The 18,751-nt window shown below is 57.0% G+C and carries 15 protein-coding genes and 1 tRNA gene; 10 read left to right on the top strand and 6 right to left on the bottom strand.

Features of this window, described 5'->3' with window-relative positions; all coding sequences use genetic code 11:
* Positions 1-48: 48 nt before the first annotated feature.
* On the bottom strand, positions 49-2,307 hold the full coding sequence (locus tag ACOVRJ_RS03090) for an Orn/Lys/Arg decarboxylase N-terminal domain-containing protein (RefSeq protein ID WP_422042437.1): 2,259 nt from the start codon (positions 2,305-2,307) through the stop codon (positions 49-51).
* Between the two features lie 173 nt (positions 2,308-2,480).
* On the opposite strand from ACOVRJ_RS03090, the gene ACOVRJ_RS03085 reads away from it, so the two are divergent.
* Positions 2,481-2,930: an NfeD family protein gene (locus tag ACOVRJ_RS03085; RefSeq protein ID WP_422042436.1), complete on the top strand. Its 450-nt coding sequence runs from the start codon at positions 2,481-2,483 to the stop codon at positions 2,928-2,930.
* Between the two features lie 34 nt (positions 2,931-2,964).
* Positions 2,965-3,882 carry an SPFH domain-containing protein gene (locus tag ACOVRJ_RS03080; RefSeq protein WP_422042435.1) on the top strand — a complete coding sequence of 306 codons (918 nt, stop codon included), beginning with the start codon at positions 2,965-2,967 and terminating at the stop codon, positions 3,880-3,882.
* Positions 3,883-3,996: 114 nt separating this feature from the next.
* On the opposite strand, the gene ACOVRJ_RS03075 is transcribed toward ACOVRJ_RS03080, so the two are convergent.
* The 4 genes from ACOVRJ_RS03075 to ACOVRJ_RS03060 form a co-directional block, all read right to left on the bottom strand.
* Positions 3,997-4,086, bottom strand: a tRNA-Ser gene (locus tag ACOVRJ_RS03075).
* Between the two features lie 240 nt (positions 4,087-4,326).
* Positions 4,327-5,871: a glycosyltransferase family 39 protein gene (locus ACOVRJ_RS03070; protein WP_422042434.1), complete on the bottom strand. Its 1,545-nt coding sequence runs from the start codon at positions 5,869-5,871 to the stop codon at positions 4,327-4,329.
* Between the two features lie 100 nt (positions 5,872-5,971).
* Positions 5,972-7,249, bottom strand: coding sequence for a pyridoxal-dependent decarboxylase, exosortase A system-associated (locus ACOVRJ_RS03065; RefSeq protein WP_422042433.1), 1,278 nt, complete (start codon positions 7,247-7,249; stop codon positions 5,972-5,974).
* A 63-nt stretch (positions 7,250-7,312) separates the two neighbouring features.
* A complete protein-coding gene (locus ACOVRJ_RS03060; protein WP_422042432.1) occupies positions 7,313-8,935 on the bottom strand; it encodes an acyl-CoA ligase (AMP-forming), exosortase A system-associated in 1,623 nt (540 codons plus the stop codon).
* 229 nt (positions 8,936-9,164) lie between these two features.
* On the opposite strand from ACOVRJ_RS03060, the gene ACOVRJ_RS03055 reads away from it, so the two are divergent.
* The gene (locus ACOVRJ_RS03055; RefSeq protein ID WP_422042431.1) at positions 9,165-10,838 is read left to right on the top strand and encodes an asparagine synthetase B family protein; all 1,674 of its coding nucleotides are present in this window, start codon (positions 9,165-9,167) and stop codon (positions 10,836-10,838) included.
* 51 nt (positions 10,839-10,889) lie between these two features.
* Here ACOVRJ_RS03055 and ACOVRJ_RS03050 read toward each other — a convergent pair whose 3' ends face one another.
* Entirely contained in the window at positions 10,890-11,636 is a 747-nt protein-coding gene (locus tag ACOVRJ_RS03050) for a GNAT family N-acetyltransferase (protein ID WP_422042430.1), read from the bottom strand.
* Between the two features lie 115 nt (positions 11,637-11,751).
* Between ACOVRJ_RS03050 and ACOVRJ_RS03045 the strand changes: the two genes are divergently transcribed.
* From ACOVRJ_RS03045 to ACOVRJ_RS03015, 7 genes are all read left to right on the top strand, one after another.
* Positions 11,752-12,003: an acyl carrier protein gene (locus tag ACOVRJ_RS03045; RefSeq protein ID WP_422042429.1), complete on the top strand. Its 252-nt coding sequence runs from the start codon at positions 11,752-11,754 to the stop codon at positions 12,001-12,003.
* A gap of 57 nt (positions 12,004-12,060) precedes the next feature.
* A complete protein-coding gene (locus ACOVRJ_RS03040; protein WP_422042428.1) occupies positions 12,061-12,726 on the top strand; it encodes a hypothetical protein in 666 nt (221 codons plus the stop codon).
* A gap of 64 nt (positions 12,727-12,790) precedes the next feature.
* The gene (locus ACOVRJ_RS03035) at positions 12,791-13,771 is read left to right on the top strand and encodes a glycosyltransferase (protein ID WP_422042427.1); all 981 of its coding nucleotides are present in this window, start codon (positions 12,791-12,793) and stop codon (positions 13,769-13,771) included.
* Positions 13,768-14,985, top strand: coding sequence for a GNAT family N-acetyltransferase (locus ACOVRJ_RS03030; protein WP_422042426.1), 1,218 nt, complete (start codon positions 13,768-13,770; stop codon positions 14,983-14,985). The genes ACOVRJ_RS03035 and ACOVRJ_RS03030 overlap by 4 nt, the downstream gene beginning before the upstream one ends.
* An 80-nt stretch (positions 14,986-15,065) precedes the next feature.
* Complete coding sequence (locus ACOVRJ_RS03025; protein WP_422042425.1) at positions 15,066-16,118, top strand: glycosyltransferase family 4 protein; 1,053 nt, start codon at positions 15,066-15,068, stop codon at positions 16,116-16,118.
* A 2-nt stretch (positions 16,119-16,120) separates the two neighbouring features.
* Positions 16,121-17,587, top strand: a complete 1,467-nt coding sequence (locus ACOVRJ_RS03020; protein WP_422042424.1) for an oligosaccharide flippase family protein — start codon at positions 16,121-16,123, stop codon at positions 17,585-17,587.
* Positions 17,588-17,879: 292 nt separating this feature from the next.
* Positions 17,880-18,710 carry a glycosyltransferase family 32 protein gene (locus ACOVRJ_RS03015; protein ID WP_422042423.1) on the top strand — a complete coding sequence of 277 codons (831 nt, stop codon included), beginning with the start codon at positions 17,880-17,882 and terminating at the stop codon, positions 18,708-18,710.
* The last annotated feature ends 41 nt before the right edge of the window (positions 18,711-18,751 follow it).

The following is an 18,751-nucleotide window of genomic DNA, read 5'->3' as shown; positions in this document are numbered from 1 at the left end:
GACCCAAGGGTCCCGTTTTTTCATTTGGCCTCAGCCGAAAGCTCAAGGTCAGTCGCGCACGCAATCAACGAAGTAACGCGAACGGCCGTCCTCGCCCTTCTCTTCGACCAAGCCATGCACGTCGGTAGCAAAGCCAGGGAACTTGGCATTGAAATCGCGCGTGAACTTCAGATAGTCGACGATTCGCTTGTTGAAGCGCTCGCCCGGAATCAGCAAGGGAATGCCCGGCGGGTAAGGGGTCAGCAGCGAGGTCGTCACCCGACCCTCAAGTTGGTCAATCTCAACGCGCTCGGTCCGGCGGTGAGCGATGTGCGCGAACGCATCGCTGGGTTTCATCGCCGGCTCCAGGTCGGACAGATAAACCTCGGTGGTCAAGCGCGCGATGTCGCCCTTGGCATAAGCCTCATGGATGTTCTGGCACAAGTCACGCAGGCCCATGCGCTCGTAGCGCGGTTGGGCAGCACAGAACTCAGGCAGGATTCGCCACAGCGGCGCATTCTTGTCGTAGTCGTCCTTGAACTGCTGCAGCGCGGTCAGCAGCGTATTCCAGCGGCCCTTGGTGATGCCGATGGTGAAGAGAATGAAGAAAGAATAAAGCCCTGTCTTTTCCACCACCACGCCATGCTCGGCCAAGAACTTGGTGACGATGGACGCTGGGATGCCGGTCTCGGCAAACTTGCCGCTCATGTCCATGCCAGGGGTGATGATGGTGGACTTGATCGGGTCCAGCATATTGAAGCCGGCCGCAATCTCACCGAAGCCGTGCCAGCTTTCGTTGGCACCCAGCATCCAATCGGCCGGTGTGCCATAGCCTTCTTCCACCAGCTGATCTGGACCCCAGACCTTGAACCACCAGTCCTGGTCGTACTCCTCATCCACCTTACGCATGGCGCGGCGGAAGTCCAAAGCCTCGGAGATGCTCTCTTCCACCAGCGCCGTACCACCGGGGGGCTCCATCATGGCCGCCGCCACATCGCAGCTGGCGATGATGGAGTATTGCGGGCTGGTGGAGGTGTGCATCAAGTAGGCCTCGTTGAACAAATGCTTGTCCAGCTTGACGTCCTGTGAGTCCTGCACCAAGACCTGCGAAGCCTGGCTCAGACCAGCCAGCAGCTTGTGCGTAGACTGAGTGGCATAGACCATGGCCGTCTTCGGGCGCGGGCGGTTCTTGCCCATGGCATGGTAAGAACCATAGAAGTTGTGGAAGGCCGCATGGGGCAACCACGCTTCGTCGAAGTGCAGGGTATCGATCCAGCCGTCCAGCTTCTTCTTGATGGTCTCGGTGTTGTAGAGCACGCCGTCGTAGGTGGACTGCGTCAGCGTCATGATGCGCGGCTTGATCTCGGCGGTATCCACACCCTTGAGCAGCGGGTTCTTGGCAATCTTCTTCTTGATCGATTCTGGCGAGAACTCGCTCTCAGGGATCGGGCCGATGATGCCGTAGTGATTGCGCGTTGGCGTCATGAAGACCGGCACAGCGCCGGTCATGATGATGCTGTGCAAGATGCTCTTGTGGCAGTTGCGATCCACCACCACCACATCACCGGGCGCCACCGTGTGGTGCCAGACCATCTTGTTGGAGGTGCTGGTGCCGTTGGTGACGAAGAAGCAATGGTCAGCATTGAAGATGCGCGCGGCATTCTTCTCGGAGGCAGCCACCGGGCCGGTGTGGTCCAGCAACTGGCCGAGTTCCTCCACCGCATTGCAAACGTCGGCGCGCAGCATGTTCTCGCCGAAGAATTGGTGGAACATCTGACCCACCGGGCTCTTCAGGAAGGCGACGCCACCCGAATGACCCGGGCAGTGCCAGCTGTAGGAGCCGTCTTGCGCGTAGTCCATCAGCGCCTTGAAAAACGGCGGCGCCAGGCCATCGAGATAACTCTTGGCTTCGCGAATGATGTGGCGCGCCACAAACTCCGGCGTGTCCTCGAACATGTGAATGAAGCCGTGCAACTCACGCAAGATGTCGTTGGGCAAATGCTGGGAGGTGCGCGTCTCGCCGTAGATATAGATCGGGATGTCGGCGTTCTTGAAGCGGATTTCTTCAATGAACTTGCGCAGACTCAGCACCGCCGGGTCCAGCTCTGGGCCCGGCGTGAACTCTTCATCGTCGATGGACAGGATGAAGGCGCTGGCGCGGCTTTGCTGCTGAGCAAACTGACTCAGGTCACCATAGCTGGTGGCCCCCAGCACCTCAAAACCCTCTTTCTGGATCGCATCAGCCAGGGCACGAATACCCAAACCCGAGGTGTTCTCGGAACGATAGTCCTCGTCGATGATGACGATGGGAAAACGAAAACGAAGCATCGTGAGCCTCCAGGGGCTGAGACAGAAAAAAGAAAGGCGCGAAGTGTAGGGCCAAGACGCGACGACAGATCAGATTGGGTGCAGGTTTTTGCAGAAACAGACGCACGACACGACACCAATCCGGCGGATACACTCATTTGACAACATCGTGAGGCACGGGGAGTGACATGGAGATGAATTTAGCCACAGCCTGGTGGGTGGCATGCGGTGTCCTGATCGCCATCGAGATGGCCACCGGAACCTTCTATTTGCTGATGCTCGCCCTGGGTTGCGCCACAGGCGCCCTACTCGCCCATTTGGGACTAAATCCAAGTCAGCAACTGATCGGCGCTTCGGTGGTGGGCGGCGCTGCGGTGGCAATTTGCCATCTTCGGCGCAGCAAGCACCCCAAAGCGCCACCGCCCGCCACCAACACGGATTTACATCTCGATATCGGCCAGTTCGTTCAAGTCGATCAATGGCAGGTCGACGGCAGCTGCCAAGTCAAACACCGCGGAGCCCTCTGGCAAGCCCGGTTCCAGGGCGAAGGTAAACCCGACCCCGGCCGCTATGTCATTCGCGCGATGGAAGGCAATCAACTGCTGCTGGACCATCCAGAACCCACGCCGGGCCATCGCCAATAAACGCCAGCAAACTTCAATAGCCGAGGGAGAAATCATGGAAATCGCCGTTGTACTGCTCTTTGTTGCAGCAATCTTCATCATCCAATCGATCAAAGTCGTACCACAGCAAAACGCCTGGGTGGTCGAACGCCTCGGCAAGTACCACGGCACCTTGACACCGGGCCTGAACTTCTTGGTGCCCTTCGTGGACCGCTTGGCCTACAAGCACTCGCTGAAAGAAATCCCGCTCGATGTGCCCAGCCAAGTTTGCATCACCAAGGACAACACCCAACTCACCGTAGATGGCATTTTGTACTTCCAAGTGACGGATGCAATGCGCGCCAGCTATGGCTCCAGCAACTACATCGTCGCCATCACCCAATTGGCCCAGACCACCTTGCGCAGCGTGGTTGGCCGCATGGAGCTGGACCGAACTTTTGAAGAGCGCGCCGTCATCAACACCTCTGTGGTGGAAGCCCTGGACGAGGCCGCATTGAATTGGGGCGTTAAGGTCTTGCGATACGAAATCAAAGACTTAACCCCCCCACCCGCCATCCTGCATTCGATGCAAGCGCAAATCACCGCCGAACGGGAGAAGCGCGCGTTGATTGCGGCCTCTGAAGGCCGGCGCCAGGAGCAAATCAACATCGCAACCGGAGAAAGAGAAGCCGCGATTGCACGCTCCGAGGGCGAGAAACAAGCCGAGATCAACAAGGCCCAAGGGGAAGCCTCAGCCATCACCGCAGTCGCCGATGCGACGTCCGACGCGATCCGAAAGATCGCTGCAGCCATTCAGCAGCCCGGCGGCGATCAAGCCGTCCAGTTAAAGGTTGCCGAAAAGGCCGTTGAGGCCTATGCGCAACTGGCCCAAAAGAACAACACCATGATCGTGCCCGGCAATATGAGCGAAGTCTCGGGCTTGATCGGCACCGCCATGGCCTTGATGAAGGGCACGCCAGCAAACAAGGGTTGAGACCCATCAGATCCGCGCGAGCGCCGGCCGCCTCCTCAAGCTCAAGCCGGCGCACAGCAGCGAAGACTGAATCAAAAACGAAAAACGGACCCGAAGGTCCGTTTTCTTTTTTCCTGGCGGAGAGGGCGGGATTCGAACCCGCGGTGGGGATTAACCCACACACGCTTTCCAGGCGTGCGACTTAAACCGCTCATCCACCTCTCCGAAGCCCGCCATCATAGCGCAGTTTTACGTCTGTATTTGGAAAGCTACGACAAAGACTGCAAAAACCTTGTCGCGACAAGAAAATCCTGCGATGAGGACTCACTCGAGCCGTGTTCAAGACCCAGCCAGATGAAGCGGAAAGAGGCACGACGTTGAAGCAATGGGTTGTTCTTCTAGAAGATTGCCTGTCTTCCCAACGCAAGCACACGCATGATTCGCGAAATCATGCGGCCTGCCGCCTCAACGAGAAGAGCAAGCTTGACCTGCCGTCCGCCAAAGCTGGACCTCGCGCTCTCCAGCCAGCATGGGCTCCACATTCTTGAGTTCTTGCGGAGCCGCCACGAACTCAGGCATCGCCGCGACCGCCTGACGGGAGCCTACCAACCAGACGGTTCCTGGATGGCAAAGCAGTCCGACCTTGCCTTTTTGCCACAGCACTTCGCGCCCGCGATCCGGAGAAAACTTGGAGGCATCAAGCAGTTCTTTGCGCCAGCTGTCGCGTCTGAGTAATTGCGTATCGGCCCAATCTTCAACCACGATGATGGGGCGCCGCAGATCGGCATAAAAAGCCAAGTCGAAGGGGTAGTTCTGAAGGTAGGCAATTCGATCTCCCGCCTTCATCTCCTTCTGCAAAACTTGCCCCAAAGGCTTGGTCGACTTGGGCTGCTGATAAGCAACGAAGGCAATGGCCGACACGCAGGCCACAGCCATGAACAAGACAATACCGCGCCAAAGTCTAGGTGCCAGGAGTTTCGCCTCATGGCCCGTACCCCTCACGCAGGTCAAGGCCATCAGGGCAATGAAAGGAGCCAAGGCTGGGGCCACATAGCCCGGCAGCTTTGAATTGGGCAAGGAGAAAAAGCCGATGATGGCCACACACCACCAGAAATACAGGCCCCAACGCTCCGCGTCCTGACTTCCACTGCGATAGTTCTTGAAAGCGAAAAGACCCTGACGCAAGGCCGGCCAAACCCGCAGGGACCACGGCAAAGTGACCAACGGGAAAAAGGCCAGGAAGAACCACCAAGGCTGGGCGTTATTGAAGCCCTTGCCAGAGAAACGGCGGAAGTGGTGTCCGACGATGAAGTAGTCAAAGAAGCCAGAGAAACGACTCTGCATGGCCCACATCCACGGCAGTGCAACCGCCACGAAAGCCAACAGACCCACGGGGTGCAAAAGCCAAAAAATCTGCCGCCACCGCCCTTGCGCCAAAAGCCAAGGCCCGATGATCAATGCCGGCAAGACCACACCGATCAAACCCTTGGCCAACACCCCCAGGGCACAAAAGGCCCAGCCCAATGCCAACCAAGCCAAGGCGCTGCGGCGGCTGATGCTGGAGTCGACCCGACTGGCACGGTCCTGCTCCAAGGCTCTGACCAAGGTCAGCACAGCGATGCCAATGCAGGAGGCCACCCCCATGTCGTGGTTGTTGAACTGCGCGCCATAGAAGTACAAGGGCGTGGTGGCCAGCATGACCAAACCGACGCGCGCGGTTAACAGGCCATGCCAGCGGCGCAGATGCAAAAAGAAGGCCACGCCGAGCATCCAGGCCATCAAAGCGGGCGCCAAACGAAGAGCAAACTCCGTGATGCCGAACAAGCGCATGCCCAAGATGTCCAGCCAGTACAAAAGTATCGGCTTGTGGAAATAAGCCATGCCATTCAGCGTTGGCAACATCCAGTCGCCGCTGATCAACATCTCACGGGCGACGCCGCCGTAGCGCCCCTCGTCGGGCACGGTCAAGGTGCGAAGACCAATGGTGGACAGCAGCCATGCAGCGAGCAAGGTCAACTCTCGCCAGCAAGATTGAGGAGAAGCCAATACCGGCTCAGATCGATTCACGCCAGCCATCCCCATCCCCCACCAATTTCATTCATTTGAGTATTCAGACCAAGACCTCGACACTCGCTGGGTGGCCCAAAAACCCTTCAGGGCTTGCACTGCGCCCATAGGCGCCTGACTGGAAGACAACGGCAAAGTCCCCCACTTCAGCAATGGCGGGCAGTGCCATGCGGTCCGCCAAGAGGTCCAACGGGGTGCACAGGGGACCAACGACCGAAACTGATTCAGTTTCAGAACACTGCGCAGATCGGCCCATGGCTTTACTGATGGTGACCGGATAGTTTTTACGGATCACCTGCCCGAAATTGCCTGAGGCAGACAAGTGATGGTTCAAACCGCCATCAGCGACCAAGTAGACCTGACCCCGTGAAACTTTCCGGTCAACGATGCGCGTAACGTACACGCCAGCCTCGCCGACCAAATAGCGCCCCAACTCAATGACCAAAGAAGCTTCGGGAAGCTCCTTCGCTGCCCGCTTGACCAGAGCCTGCAAATTGGCGCCAATGGGCGCCAAGTCAAGCGGTTGCTCCCCCGGAAAATAAGGGATGCCAAAGCCACCGCCCAAATTCAAAAACTTCACGGGCGACGGCGCTAACTCTGCCAATCGCAAAGCAAGCTCATAGGACTTCTGCTGAGCTTCACATATCGATTCCGGACGCAAATTCTGCGAACCCGCAAACAAATGAAAACCCTCAAAGGCCAAGCCCAATCGCCCGACCTCAGCCATTACTTCTGGCATCTGCTCGGCATCGATGCCAAATTGCTTCGGCCCGCCCCCCATCTTCATGCCCGAGCCTTTGAGCTCAAAGTCAGGATTGACGCGAATGGCAACCCGCGCCGGCAACCCTAGGCGCTTTGAAGCGGCAGCCAATACTGGCAGTTCCCGCGAAGACTCCACATTGATGAGGACGCCTGCCGCCACAGCCTGGATCAGTTCGACATCGCGTTTCCCTGGCCCAGCAAAACTAATTTCAGCCGGATCCGCGCCAGCATCCAAAGCTACCTTCAACTCACCGGCCGAGGCCACGTCAATTCCGTCCACCAAGCCTGCCATCAAGCCAACCACGGCCGGCATTGGATTGGCCTTCATCGCAAAATGAAGTTTCACTTGTTCAGGAAGCGCGGCTCTCAACTCGGCGACACGTCTGCACAAAAGGCTTCGGTCATAAGCAAAGAAAGGCGTTTGCCCGACTCGCTCGGCCAGTACAGAGAGCTTTTGCCCGCCCACAAAAAGCTCGCCCTCCACCATCGGGAACTGCGCCATGGGAGCATGTACCGGCAGGAGTTTGGGTACAAGGGACGGGGCAACTGAATCGGTCATGGGGACTGAAAACAAAGGACGAAGAACAAAGACTTGCTCGGCGACAAAGAGCAAGGAATCGAATCACACTCGGGCGGTATTCTCGCGCCAAGCTGTTGAGAGGAGCTTACGATCGATCTTGCCATTAGGATTTCGGGGCAAGGGGCCGGCCTGCACCTCAATACCCGCCGGCACCATGTACGCAGGCATCCGCTGGCGGCACTCCGCCTGCAAGGCCGACAAATCGATGTCATCCAAGCCAGGAGGCGCGGTCACGATCACTTGAATCGCCTGCCCCAGCGTCGGATGGTCCACACCAAAGGCGACGCATTCACCTACTAGCTTGGTCGCATAGAGAATCTCCTCCACTTCCGTCGGGCTCACGCGATAGCCGGAGGTCTTCATCATCTCGTCGCGGCGCCCGATGAAGTACAAAAATCCCTCGGCATCCATGCGGACAGTGTCGCCCGAGAAAACTGCGTACTCAGGCAACTGCAACCCCGCTTGACGACCGGGTGCGCCGGCAGGCAGTAGTTTGTAGCGCTCGGCGGTTTTCTCTGCGTCATTCCAATACCCCATACCCACCAGCGCACCTCGATGCACCAATTCCCCCGCTTCATCGGGCGCACAAGGACTGCCGTCTTCCCTCAATACCAAAATTTCCGCATTCGGAATCGCCTTGCCAATCGAATCTGGCCGTCGATCAACTTCGCTCGGAGGCAGGTACGTTGAACGAAATGCCTCAGTCAACCCATACATCAAAAAAGGCTTAGCCGACGGCACCCGGAGTCGCAACTGATCCAAAGTCTCCCGCGGCATACGCCCACCCGTATTGGCAAAGTAGCGCAGGTTCTCATTGATAGCGGCCGGCCACTCCAATTGAGCCAACTGGATGTACAAAGGCGGCACGGCAGTGAGTCCGGTCACTTTTTCACGTTCCATGGCCTTCAGCACATCACGGGGCATCAGGTAGTTCAAAAGAACTACCCGAGCGCCACTATGGAACGCGGTGGTCAACTGGCTGAAACCAGCGTCAAAAGACAAAGGCAAGGCAGCCAACAACGTATCTTGACTGTCGTTCTCAAGGTAAGAGGCCACGCTTTTTGCGCCAGCCACCATATTCCGATGAGACAACACAACGCCCTTAGGTCTCCCGGTGGAGCCTGACGTGTAAAGGATGGCGGCCATATCGGTATCAATCACCCGGTGGCCCGCCCGCAACGGTGCTTGCAAGAACTCGCTCCAACGATGCACCTGAACACCCTCAGGTAACTGAGGCAAGGCCGGCGCAGAGGCCTCTGATATGGGATCGGTCAGGAGCACATGGCGCAGCGAAGGGCAACCCGCCAAATGGCCAGACATCGCGACGAAACGCTCGGGCGAGGTGACCAACACCCGCACATCGCAATCGTTCATGATGAAGGCCACCTGCTCACCCTTGAGCAGCGGATTAATGGGCACGAATACGGCACCGGCAGCAGGCGCGCCAAAGCTGGCGATCACGGTCTCGATGCGCTTTTCAAGATAGATGCCGACCCGCTCACCGCGAATAAGCCCCCCGACCAACAGCCCGCTTGCGAAGTGCTGCACGCAAGATTGCAATGTTGCATAGCTGAAGTGCTCCCCTCCCCCCGTAACGGCCAAAGCCTCGGGCGTGCGCTCGGCAGCGATGACCACCAGTTCGTGTAGCAGAGATGATTCAAGCATTTAGTTGTAGGTCAGAAACAAAGCCATTGAGTGAAAATGTATCGCAAACATCCCCAAGCCCTGAGCGACCTATCGGAACACGCAACGGGAACTGGGCAACAATATCACTCAAGGGAGCATCCTCCGGAAGCCACCACGCTGCATTGTGGGGAGGATCTGTCCGCAAAAGTCGCGCCCGACCTAGGCGAATTGACCCGCGTCTCAGAAATCAAAGACTTAAAAAAACTGCATGCATACCCAAGCCCTGCCGCCCGACACACCTTTCGCCAGCGGTACTCCCCGCTTTCACGAAGCAGCGAACGACCCCTTGGCCGCCTGGCAAAAAGCTTACGCTGACAAGGGCGCGCTTTGTGCAAGTGAAGTACAGGGAGATTTCTCGGTAGCGCTGCAGTTGCCCGCAGGCGGAACCTTCTTGGCCGTAGATCGTTTTGCTGTGCATAGCCTTTGCTACGCCGTTCACGGCGGCCACTTGCATTACGCCTCTCGAGCGGACGTGTTGGCGCGCAAACTCGGCATCACTGAAATCAATACCCAGGCAATTTTCGACTACCTCTTTCATCATTGCATTCCTTCGCCTCGCACGATCTACCAAGGCATCCTGCGCCTGCCACCGGCGCATTACGCACTGTTCGAGAATGGTCAATTGACGGTGGCGCCATACTGGCAGCCGCACTTTGAGGAACTGAAACGCCCGGACTTTGAGGTGCTGCGCGACGAGTTCCGCGGCATTCTTCGCAGCGCTGTTCAAGAACGCCTGTCTACCGACGGCCGAACAGCTTGCTTCCTGAGTGGTGGCACCGATAGCTCTACTGTTTGCGGCCTTCTGCGCGAGGCTACAGGCAAAGCTCCCGCCAGCTACTCCATTGGTTTCGAAGCCGAAGGCTACGACGAGATGTCCTTTGCCCGGATCGCCGCCAAGGCATTTGGCGCCGAGCACCACGAGTACTACGTCACCCCAGCGGACCTGGTCAAGGCCATCCCCCGGGTCGCAGCACACTATGACCAGCCCTTTGGCAACTCATCGGCCCTGCCTGCCTTCTATTGCGCAAGCAAGGCACGCGGCGACGGCTACACCCGCCTCTTGGCAGGCGATGGGGGTGATGAGCTTTTCGGCGGCAACACGCGTTACGCCAAGGAGCGCGTGTTCGATGCCTACAACCAAGTGCCAGCACCGCTGCGCGCTGCCCTGTTGGAACCGCTGTTTGCCAATCCTGTTGCCGGCAGCATCCCTCTGCTAAAGAAAGGCACCAGCTACATCCGCCAAGCCCGAGTGCCCATGCCTGACCGCACGCAGATGTACAACCTGCTCGATCGACTCGGCATCAACGAGGTGTTTACGCGAGACTTTTTGGCTCAAGTCGACGCCAACGCGCCCAGAAACCACCAACGCGCCGCGTGGGCGGCAGGGCCGCTCGGCAGCAGCCTTGTCAATCAGATGCTGGCCTTCGACTGGCGCTATACGCTGGCTGAGAACGACTTGCCAAAAGTCGTTGGTACAACTGCATTGGCGGGGATCGACGTGAGTTTCCCGCTGCTTGATACGCGACTGCTTGACTTCTCTCTGAAGCTTCCCACCCACTACAAGCTTAAGGGCTTCAAACTCCGTTGGTTCTTTAAGGAAGCACTTCGTGGCTTTTTGCCAGACGAAACCCTAACCAAGAAGAAACAAGGCTTTGGCCTGCCCTTTGGTCCATGGGCTGTGAAGGACTCAGCTCTGAATGCGCTTGCCACAGAATCTCTGAGAGGCGTAGCAGCACGCGGGATCGTGCGCGAGGAGTTTATCGACGCACTGCTCACACACCGACTCAAGGAGCACGCCGGCTTTTACGGTGAAATGGTGTGGATTCTGATGATGCTGGAGCAGTGGTTGCAACACCATGCACCGGAATATCGCGTGAAGTAAACGCCTGATGGCCATCAAGCCCGGGGGCCAAAACACATGCTGCCGCCTGAGTCACGACCGCCCGCGCGATGTAAGCCAGGTCAAGCCGGCCTTACCCAAACTCAGGCGCAACTGAAGCCCATCACCCATGCCAATCCTAAGAAAAGGAAACTGGGCAGACACCGCCAAAGTCAGACCTCCAGCCCTCATGAACACCACGCGCCCCACTTCTTTGGCCCCAAAGCGTGAGTGCGCCCTCAACGAAGCCAAGTTGAAGCGCGAGATACGGCTGTAAGTGAGCTCGACTCTGCCTTGACGAAGCTCTTCCGACAAGGCGTCCCACACAGCGATGAAGCCCAATCCCATCCGATGCTCAGGCCTCACGTAAACATCAAAGTCAAACACAGCGCGGGCCGCATCTTCTACCTCAAAGGTACAACGTACCTCTTGTTCAAAGTAACCTTTCGCCGACCACCATGCGTAGCCAAGGAGTTGTTCTTTGCGCAGCGCCACAACACCACAATCGCCACGGGCGAGACGCTCGGCAAACACCGACGAAGCAAGCGGAGCCTCGCTCAACCAAGGGCTGCTTGGCGTCAAGCGCTCAGCACGCCCATGCTTGGACATCATGGGCGGCAAGAGTGGCTTTTCAGGAATGGGCTGCACCACAAATGCATAGGGATAGATACCCCAAGCCGATGACAACGCCCGCAAAGAACGATCCAACAAATACAGCACACCTAAGCCAAAACCGAACTCTCTGAGAGGAGCAGTAAGGCGCTTCGCGCATGCCACAATGGTTTTAAAAATTGCTGTCACAGGTCACAGATTTGCCGAATACAGGCAAGCCAAGGGAAAGACGACAAGTATTTCACAGGACCGCCAGCTTTGCCCTTCTAGAATCCTAACCTTAAGTTCCTTTGGAAAAATCGAAATGGAAATCTGTTCGAACGTGCTGCAAACCCTCGACGATGTGCTGACACTTGGCGGCCGGGCTTTGCATTGGACGCGCGATACACCCTTGCTAGGCGCCGTCCCCGAACTAGACTCAATGGCAGTTGTTAGCCTGCTCACCGAACTAACGGAACGCTTCGGTATCTCGATCGACTACGACGATTTCGATGGCAGTGTTTTTGCGACTGTGGGCTCACTAACGGACTATGTCCAAGAGCGGACTTCCGCCTGATCTCGTCAGATGGTGAAGCCTTCGGACCTGACGACTTCGGCACCCTGCAAGCGAGACATGATGCGCAAAACAATCGGTCGACTTTTCCTTCTACCCTCAATTGCCCTCACGTGCTTTTTCTCTTCATTTGCAATGGCGCAAACCGGGGAAGCGATGTGCGGGAATCCATTCAAGAGCTGGTTCGGGCCCTTTGACTACCGGTCGGCCCCTAAGAGTGCACTGTCGAATGTGGAAACGCACCACTTCACACCGCAGGTCGAACAGTTGATCCGAGGCGTGACCACGGATGCCAAAGGCATGGGCAAGGACGTTGCCTATGTGTTGGGCGTGTTCCCCAATCATCACCGCGCTTTACTAACCATGATGCGCATGGGTGAAAAAGATGGGACCGAACAACCTCGAGGCGCAGACCTACCCATTGAATGCTGGTTCGACCGGGCATTGCGTTACGCAAAAGACGACACCGTCACGAGACTGATGTATGCACTTTGGCTTCGCAAGAAAGGTCGTGCAGAGGAATCACTCTTTCATACTCGCACCGCTGAAGCCGATGCCGAAGATAACCCGCTGACTTACTACAACATTGGCGTGTCATATTTCGAGCTGGGCCAGTTTGAGCTAGCAGCGGCTGCTGCGCGGCAGGCGCAGGAGTTGGGCTTGTCGAGGCCCGAGCTCATTGACCGACTGAAGAGCATCAACAAGTGGACCGAAACCCCACAATGATCGACCGGTTCCGAGTCTCATCCGCAGATCGCCTAGCCAATTGTTCCAGCCCAATCAGCCTCAGATGAGATCCATTGCTCCGGAAAGTGCTTGGCCGTCCGTGTCGGTCATCATGCCCTGCTTCAACGCGGAGCACTTTATCGCCGACGCGCTCAACAGCATCCTCGCTCAGCAGTATCCTGGTCCCCTTGAGATCGTCGTGGTCGACGATGGTTCCACCGACAAATCTGTTCAGTTAGCGTCAGCTTTCGAGCGCGTGACGGTTATTCGACAAGAAAACAAAGGCCCAGCGGCAGCACGAAATCTGGCATTGGAAAACACCAGCGGCGATGTCCTGGCCTTTCTTGACGCCGACGATCTATGGACACCAGGCTCTCTGCAAAGTCGAGTCGAGCACCTCATCAAAGATCCAGAAGTGGGGGTCGTGTTCGGTGACTTTTCCTATTGGACGCCCGTGGCCACGACTAAAGAGGCGGCATCGGAGGTGCGGTGTCAGTTGCCCGATTCTGTCCTCAGCGCGACTCGTGAAGGCTGGGTTTACCCCGAAATCTTGCTCGACCCCATTGTGCACATCATCGCCACGATCGTGCGTCGGTCGGTAGTCGATGCCATTGGCGGTTTCGATAAGAGCCTGCGCACCGGCGAGGATTACGATTTTTTCATTCGTGCCGCCCGCCACTGTCGTTTCAGTCATGTCGAGTCAGTCGTTGCGCGATATCGCTTGCATCCATCTAGCATCACGCGGGTGCCACAACCCGTCAGCAATGAGTACACCGTGGTGTCCCGAGCCATCGCTCGATACGGCAACACCAATCCTGCCGGTCGGCAGTTAGCCGTATCGCAGCTCAAGCTCCGTATGCACAAAATGTGCTTTGACCACGCCTTGCAACATTTGCGTCATGGAGATCCCCGCATTGCAGCCAGTGGCTTTCGTACTGCCATCAAGCACCATCCCTGGCGGCTGAAGCCGTGGCTGTTTGCGGCCGCGGCCTCGCTGAAATCGGCGTTATCTCGCCTCCCTAGTTTGCCAGCACGACGGCCATGACAGGCTCCCAACTCATGCCAGATGCGCAACACGCAAAACCTACCTCCATCGATCCAGCCGACTGGCAGGTGACGTTAACGCCGCTCCAGGATCGTCGCGAGTTGGAGCACCAATGGCGAGTGCTCGAGCAAAGCTCAAAAGCCTCGTTTTTCATTAGCTGGGACTGGATGGGCGCCTTGCTTGACAGTGCCCAAGGGATCGAGACCCCGCAAGTACTGCGGGTCAACGCCAGCGGCGAACTGAAGGGCATCGCCCTGCTGTGGTCTGGCCATCAGCGCAGGCTCGGTCTGATCCGCACTCGCTCCTTACACCTCAACGAAACTGGCAGACCCGAGTTCGACCGGATCACCATGGAGCACAACGGCATCCTGTCTGCAGCAGGCGATGAAGTGAACGTGCTGAACTCAGCAATCAAGTATTTGGCGGAGCATCCAGACTGGGACGAGTGTTTTTTGTCTGGTCTTGATGATGGGCTGACAAAGCAATTGGATGAAGTCGCTCCACTTGAGCGCTTGTGGCACCAGCGGCGCTGGACCAAGGCCTTTCATTTCGTAGATTTGGAAGCTGTTCGAAACGTCGGGGGAGACTATTTAGACAGTCTGAGTTCCAACAGCCGCTATCAGGCCAAGCGCGCAATCAAGGGCTACGCGGCCTTTGGCCCGTTGACATGCGAACGCGCTGCCTCGACAAGCGAAGCACTCACTTGGTTCGAAGACTTGGTGAGGCTTCACCAAGCACACTGGACCGCAAAAGGCGAGCCGGGCGCTTTTTCATCAAGCTTTACCCGAAGCTTCCACACAACGCTCATCACTAGGGGATGGGAACGGGGAAACGTGTCGATTCTGCGCGTGATGGCAGGGCCTGAACTGCTTGGCTACTTGTACAACTTTGAACGTAACGGCATTGCAAGCAACTACCAATCTGGGCATGCGATATCCGAGTCCAACAAGTTGAAACCAGGTTTGGTGATTCATTGCCTCGCCGTGCAAGAAGCGCTGAAGCGGGGACTTGCCACCTACGACTTACTCATGGGCGGCGACCATTTCAAGCCAAGCCTTTGCAACGCATCCGGTGAGATGAGTTGGAGCAAGCTACAGCAGCGCAGACTACCCCTCGGCATAGAGATGTATCTGCGCAAAGCCCGTGACCGCTGGCACTTACGAAGCAGTCTGCGCGCAACTGCGCAGAGTAGCAACAACGAGAACAAGTCGTGACGTATATAGATGATGGCGCTAGAAAGCGCCTAACTGTCGGGGTCGCCGCACGTTGCCTGAATACCGCCCATGTGCGAGGCATGGGCCGCTACGTTTACGACATGATCGAAAACGCCAGCGCAACAAGCAACGTTGACTGGGTACTTTTCGGAGATGATGAGCGCTATCCAATGAGCGCCCCAGCAAACATGCAGGGGCGCTCTGAGATCTTTCCATTCCGCGGTGACCGTTTCCAGCTATGGGAGCAACTGGGCCTCCCCCAGAGAGCAAAGGCACTGAAGGTCGACCTTTTGCATTGCACCGAAGGCACCCTGCCCTTGTGGCAACCCGTACCCACGGTGGTTACCTTGCACGACACTTTGGCTTGGGAGGAGCATGACAATGACGCTTGGTCTCGCTTCTACTGGAACCAACTGATGCCGAGAGCCCTGGCGCGTTGCGCGGCGGTGATTACCATCAGCGATTGTTCACGCAGAGACATTCTGGCCCGTTGGCCCAGTCTTGAGCCTAAGCTAACAGTCATTCCTCACGGTATCAATGCGGCCTACCTCGACGAGGCCGCAACACCGACCAAGAGCGAGCTGCAATTGCAGTTACGCGATCACCCCTACCTTGTTTATCTGGGAGGTCCACTCCCCCGCAAACGATTCGACTGGGCCTTGAAAGTGCTGCAGGCACTCAACATCCCCAACCTGCATTTGGTAGCCTGCGGCTTTGGCGCGGCGGCACGACCGGCCGCCGAAGTGCTGGTGCCAGCCTCACTTCGGGACCGGGTTTGCTTCGCTCCCTTCCTGGCAGACGACCATTTGCTGGCACTGTATCGAGGCGCATCAGCTGTCTTGTATCCAACGCTTTACGAAGGCTTTGGTTTTCCGGCCATCGAAGCTCAGGCGGCCGGCACGCCCGCGATCTTTAGCGACCTGGGAAGTTTGGCGGAACTGGTTGGGCCTTTGGCCGATATCGTTCCACCTACAGATTTGGCGGCCTGGGTCGCTGCGGTCAAGCGGGCGCTGGAACTCGGCGAAGAGAGACTGCCAAAAGCTGCCGCGGCCAGACTTTGGGCCTCCCGCTTCTCGTGGGCGCGCAGCAGCCAAGATCATGTGCGCGTTTACGAACGCGTGAGCGAACGCTAATCATGTCCTCCGTTCGTAGGTCTTTGGCCATTGCGTTTATTGAACGCTACCTGCTTATCGCCGTTTCTCTTGGCAGCAGCATGCTGCTCGCACGGCTACTTACCCCTGAAGAGATCGGCCTTTACTCGGTGAATCTTGTCTTCATCGGTGTGGCCCATATGCTGAGGGATTTTGGCATTAGCAATTTCCTGGTTCAAGCCCCAGTGATTTCACGTACCGAGATTCGAACTGCCTTTGGCATCTCGCTTCTCTTGGGCGGTTTGCTCTTTCTCGCTCTCTGTTTAGCTGCACCGCTGATCGCAGATTTCTACAAAGACCCCCGGCTGACGGACACACTCAGAATCTGCGCACTGAACTTTTTGATCCTTCCTTTCAACAGCGTTCCAAGTGCGTTGATGCGGCGAGATATGCAGTTCCAGCGACTCGTCTACATTACGTTGACAGCAGCTGTTCTGGGCACCCTGACCACGATCGGCCTTGCATTTATTGGCACTGGACCCAACAGCATGGCCATCGGAGCCTTGGTCACGAGCACGGTTACTGCGATTGGCACGTATGCTGCGCGCGCTGACTTCCGAGGCCTGCTCCCAAGCCTGTCCAACTGGCGACCGATCGCCAATTTTGGAGGGCAAAGCGCCCTGACAAGCGTAGTCACGTCCGTTTCGATGGACATGCCAGAACTGGTTGCCGGCAAGGTGCTCGGCTTCGCACCCGTAGCCATGTTGAGCCGCGCCCAAGGCCTGATGAACATGATTCACCGCGACTTGATTTCGGCGGTGCGTGGCGTTGCATTCCCAGCATTCGCTCGTACCTTTCGTGCGGGTGGCGATGTTGAGGCTCAACACGTTCAATCTGTTGTCAATATGACGGCCCTCGCATGGCCAGCCTACGGCCTCTTGGGCATTCATGCGGCGGATTTCATTCACATCATGTTCGGTGCGCAGTGGACAGCTGCTGCTCCCCTGGTTCCGGTCTTCTGCCTCGCCGGCGCGTTTGCCGCTCTTAGCGCGCTCACCTCATCGCAACTCATGGCGATTGGACGAATTGACTTGGTCACTCGAACCGAGTTAATCGTCCAGCCGGCCAAAGCTGCGATTTTGGTCGCCACCTTGCTGGTCACCCAATCCATGACAGCCTTTGCATTCGCGTTTCTTCTCGCAAACACTGCATCGATCCCGCTGATTTATTGGTTCAAAGCGCGCGCAATGCCTATCCAATTCCGAAGCATGGGCAAGGGCTTGGTGCAGAGTGCGGCGTGCACCCTGGGTCCACTGTTGATTGCCTTGACGTTCAGCACTGTCTACCGTGACGAGGGCGGAAGGATTGGCCCGGCCTTGCTGGCTGCGTCACTCGCAAGCGCTGGACTGCTTTGGTTCGTTGGCATCAGCTTGTTCAAGCACCCGCTGAGCGGGGAGGTTCTCTACCGTCGATCCCTCCGCCTCATTGGTCTCGCTCGTGAACCGCGCTGAATTCCAGAGGATGGCAAGCCCCCTTACCGCCCGGATACCACTTTAGAGCTTCGTGTTTGTCACAGCTACGCCAACTTGGCCCACTACACTGCTCCGGGGTTTCTGGGCATCAAACTTAGGCCCGAACACTCCATCAGCCGCGGGAGATCAGTTTTCAAACTCGCACTAGAGTTGGACTAAGTCCGTGCGACTGGAAACATGACCTTCACCAAAGGGGGATCCTGTCTTGTCCCTGAGCACAGATTAGGTCAGGGTTAGTTTTGCCGAAAAGCGGGACGAGGCGCTTGGTTTGATGGCATTAGAGAATAATGAAGAACGACATCTGGAGCGAACAATGAATATTCCGCGCACTGTCTACCAGACCTGGCCGTCCAACAGCTTGCCGGAAAACTTGGCACAAAATCTTCGCCACAACCAGACAATGGCCAGTGGCTGGACATTTCGACTTTACTCCGATGAAGACATCGAGGACTTCATCACGACCGAGTATGGCCCGGATATGTTGTCCAATTACAGAAAGATTTCACCCGTCTACGGAGCGGCCCGGGCGGATCTATTTCGGTACCTCTTGATCTACAAGTACGGAGGCTTCTACATTGATATTAAAAGCCACTTTACGCGTGAACTCGGACAAGTACTCCACGAAACTGACGAATACCTACTAGGCCGCTGGGCGGACTGTGGTGAGGCGCAGTATGAAGGATTTGGGCGGCATCCCGAAATACAAGATGGCCTGGGTGAATACCAACAATGGTATCTGGCGGCAATCCCTAGGCACCCTTTCTTGGAGGCAGTGCTCCACGCAGTCGTGGGTAACATCAACAGCTATCTGCCCTCGGTGCATGGCGTGGGTCGAGGGGGCGTGTTGAGAACGACCGGACCGATCCCATACACGAATGCGATTCTCCCAATTCAAAACCGACACCCTCACCGAATCATCCGCAGTTTCTCGGACCTGGGTTTGCAGTACAGCTACCTTAGCGGCACAGATGCTCACCACCAGCTTTTCAAAAAGCACTATTCTGTGATCACTGAACCCGTTGTGAAGATGGACTTACGACGCAAAGTCCTCGATCTGTCGCTCAGATCCGCCAAGCGCCTGCGCAGGCTTTGGCCAAATTGAGGACAGCTTGCTCGAGTGCCCGTTCAAACGCTTTTTTCAGG

The organism is Roseateles sp., assembly GCF_049240545.1.
GTDB lineage: Bacteria > Pseudomonadota > Gammaproteobacteria > Burkholderiales > Burkholderiaceae_C > Paucibacter_A.
This window is presented reverse-complemented; position numbering and strand designations above follow the sequence as displayed.

Coding starts and splice junctions, on each gene's coding strand:
- ACOVRJ_RS03090 (WP_422042437.1), bottom strand. CDS start 2,307: ATGCTTCGTTTTCGTTTTCCCATCGTCATCATCGACGAGGACTATCGT.
- ACOVRJ_RS03085 (WP_422042436.1), top strand. CDS start 2,481: ATGAATTTAGCCACAGCCTGGTGGGTGGCATGCGGTGTCCTGATCGCC.
- ACOVRJ_RS03080 (WP_422042435.1), top strand. CDS start 2,965: ATGGAAATCGCCGTTGTACTGCTCTTTGTTGCAGCAATCTTCATCATC.
- ACOVRJ_RS03065 (WP_422042433.1), bottom strand. CDS start 7,249: ATGACCGATTCAGTTGCCCCGTCCCTTGTACCCAAACTCCTGCCGGTA.
- ACOVRJ_RS03060 (WP_422042432.1), bottom strand. CDS start 8,935: ATGCTTGAATCATCTCTGCTACACGAACTGGTGGTCATCGCTGCCGAG.
- ACOVRJ_RS03055 (WP_422042431.1), top strand. CDS start 9,165: ATGCATACCCAAGCCCTGCCGCCCGACACACCTTTCGCCAGCGGTACT.
- ACOVRJ_RS03045 (WP_422042429.1), top strand. CDS start 11,752: ATGGAAATCTGTTCGAACGTGCTGCAAACCCTCGACGATGTGCTGACA.
- ACOVRJ_RS03040 (WP_422042428.1), top strand. CDS start 12,061: ATGATGCGCAAAACAATCGGTCGACTTTTCCTTCTACCCTCAATTGCC.
- ACOVRJ_RS03035 (WP_422042427.1), top strand. CDS start 12,791: ATGAGATCCATTGCTCCGGAAAGTGCTTGGCCGTCCGTGTCGGTCATC.
- ACOVRJ_RS03030 (WP_422042426.1), top strand. CDS start 13,768: ATGACAGGCTCCCAACTCATGCCAGATGCGCAACACGCAAAACCTACC.
- ACOVRJ_RS03025 (WP_422042425.1), top strand. CDS start 15,066: ATGGGCCGCTACGTTTACGACATGATCGAAAACGCCAGCGCAACAAGC.
- ACOVRJ_RS03020 (WP_422042424.1), top strand. CDS start 16,121: ATGTCCTCCGTTCGTAGGTCTTTGGCCATTGCGTTTATTGAACGCTAC.
- ACOVRJ_RS03015 (WP_422042423.1), top strand. CDS start 17,880: ATGGCATTAGAGAATAATGAAGAACGACATCTGGAGCGAACAATGAAT.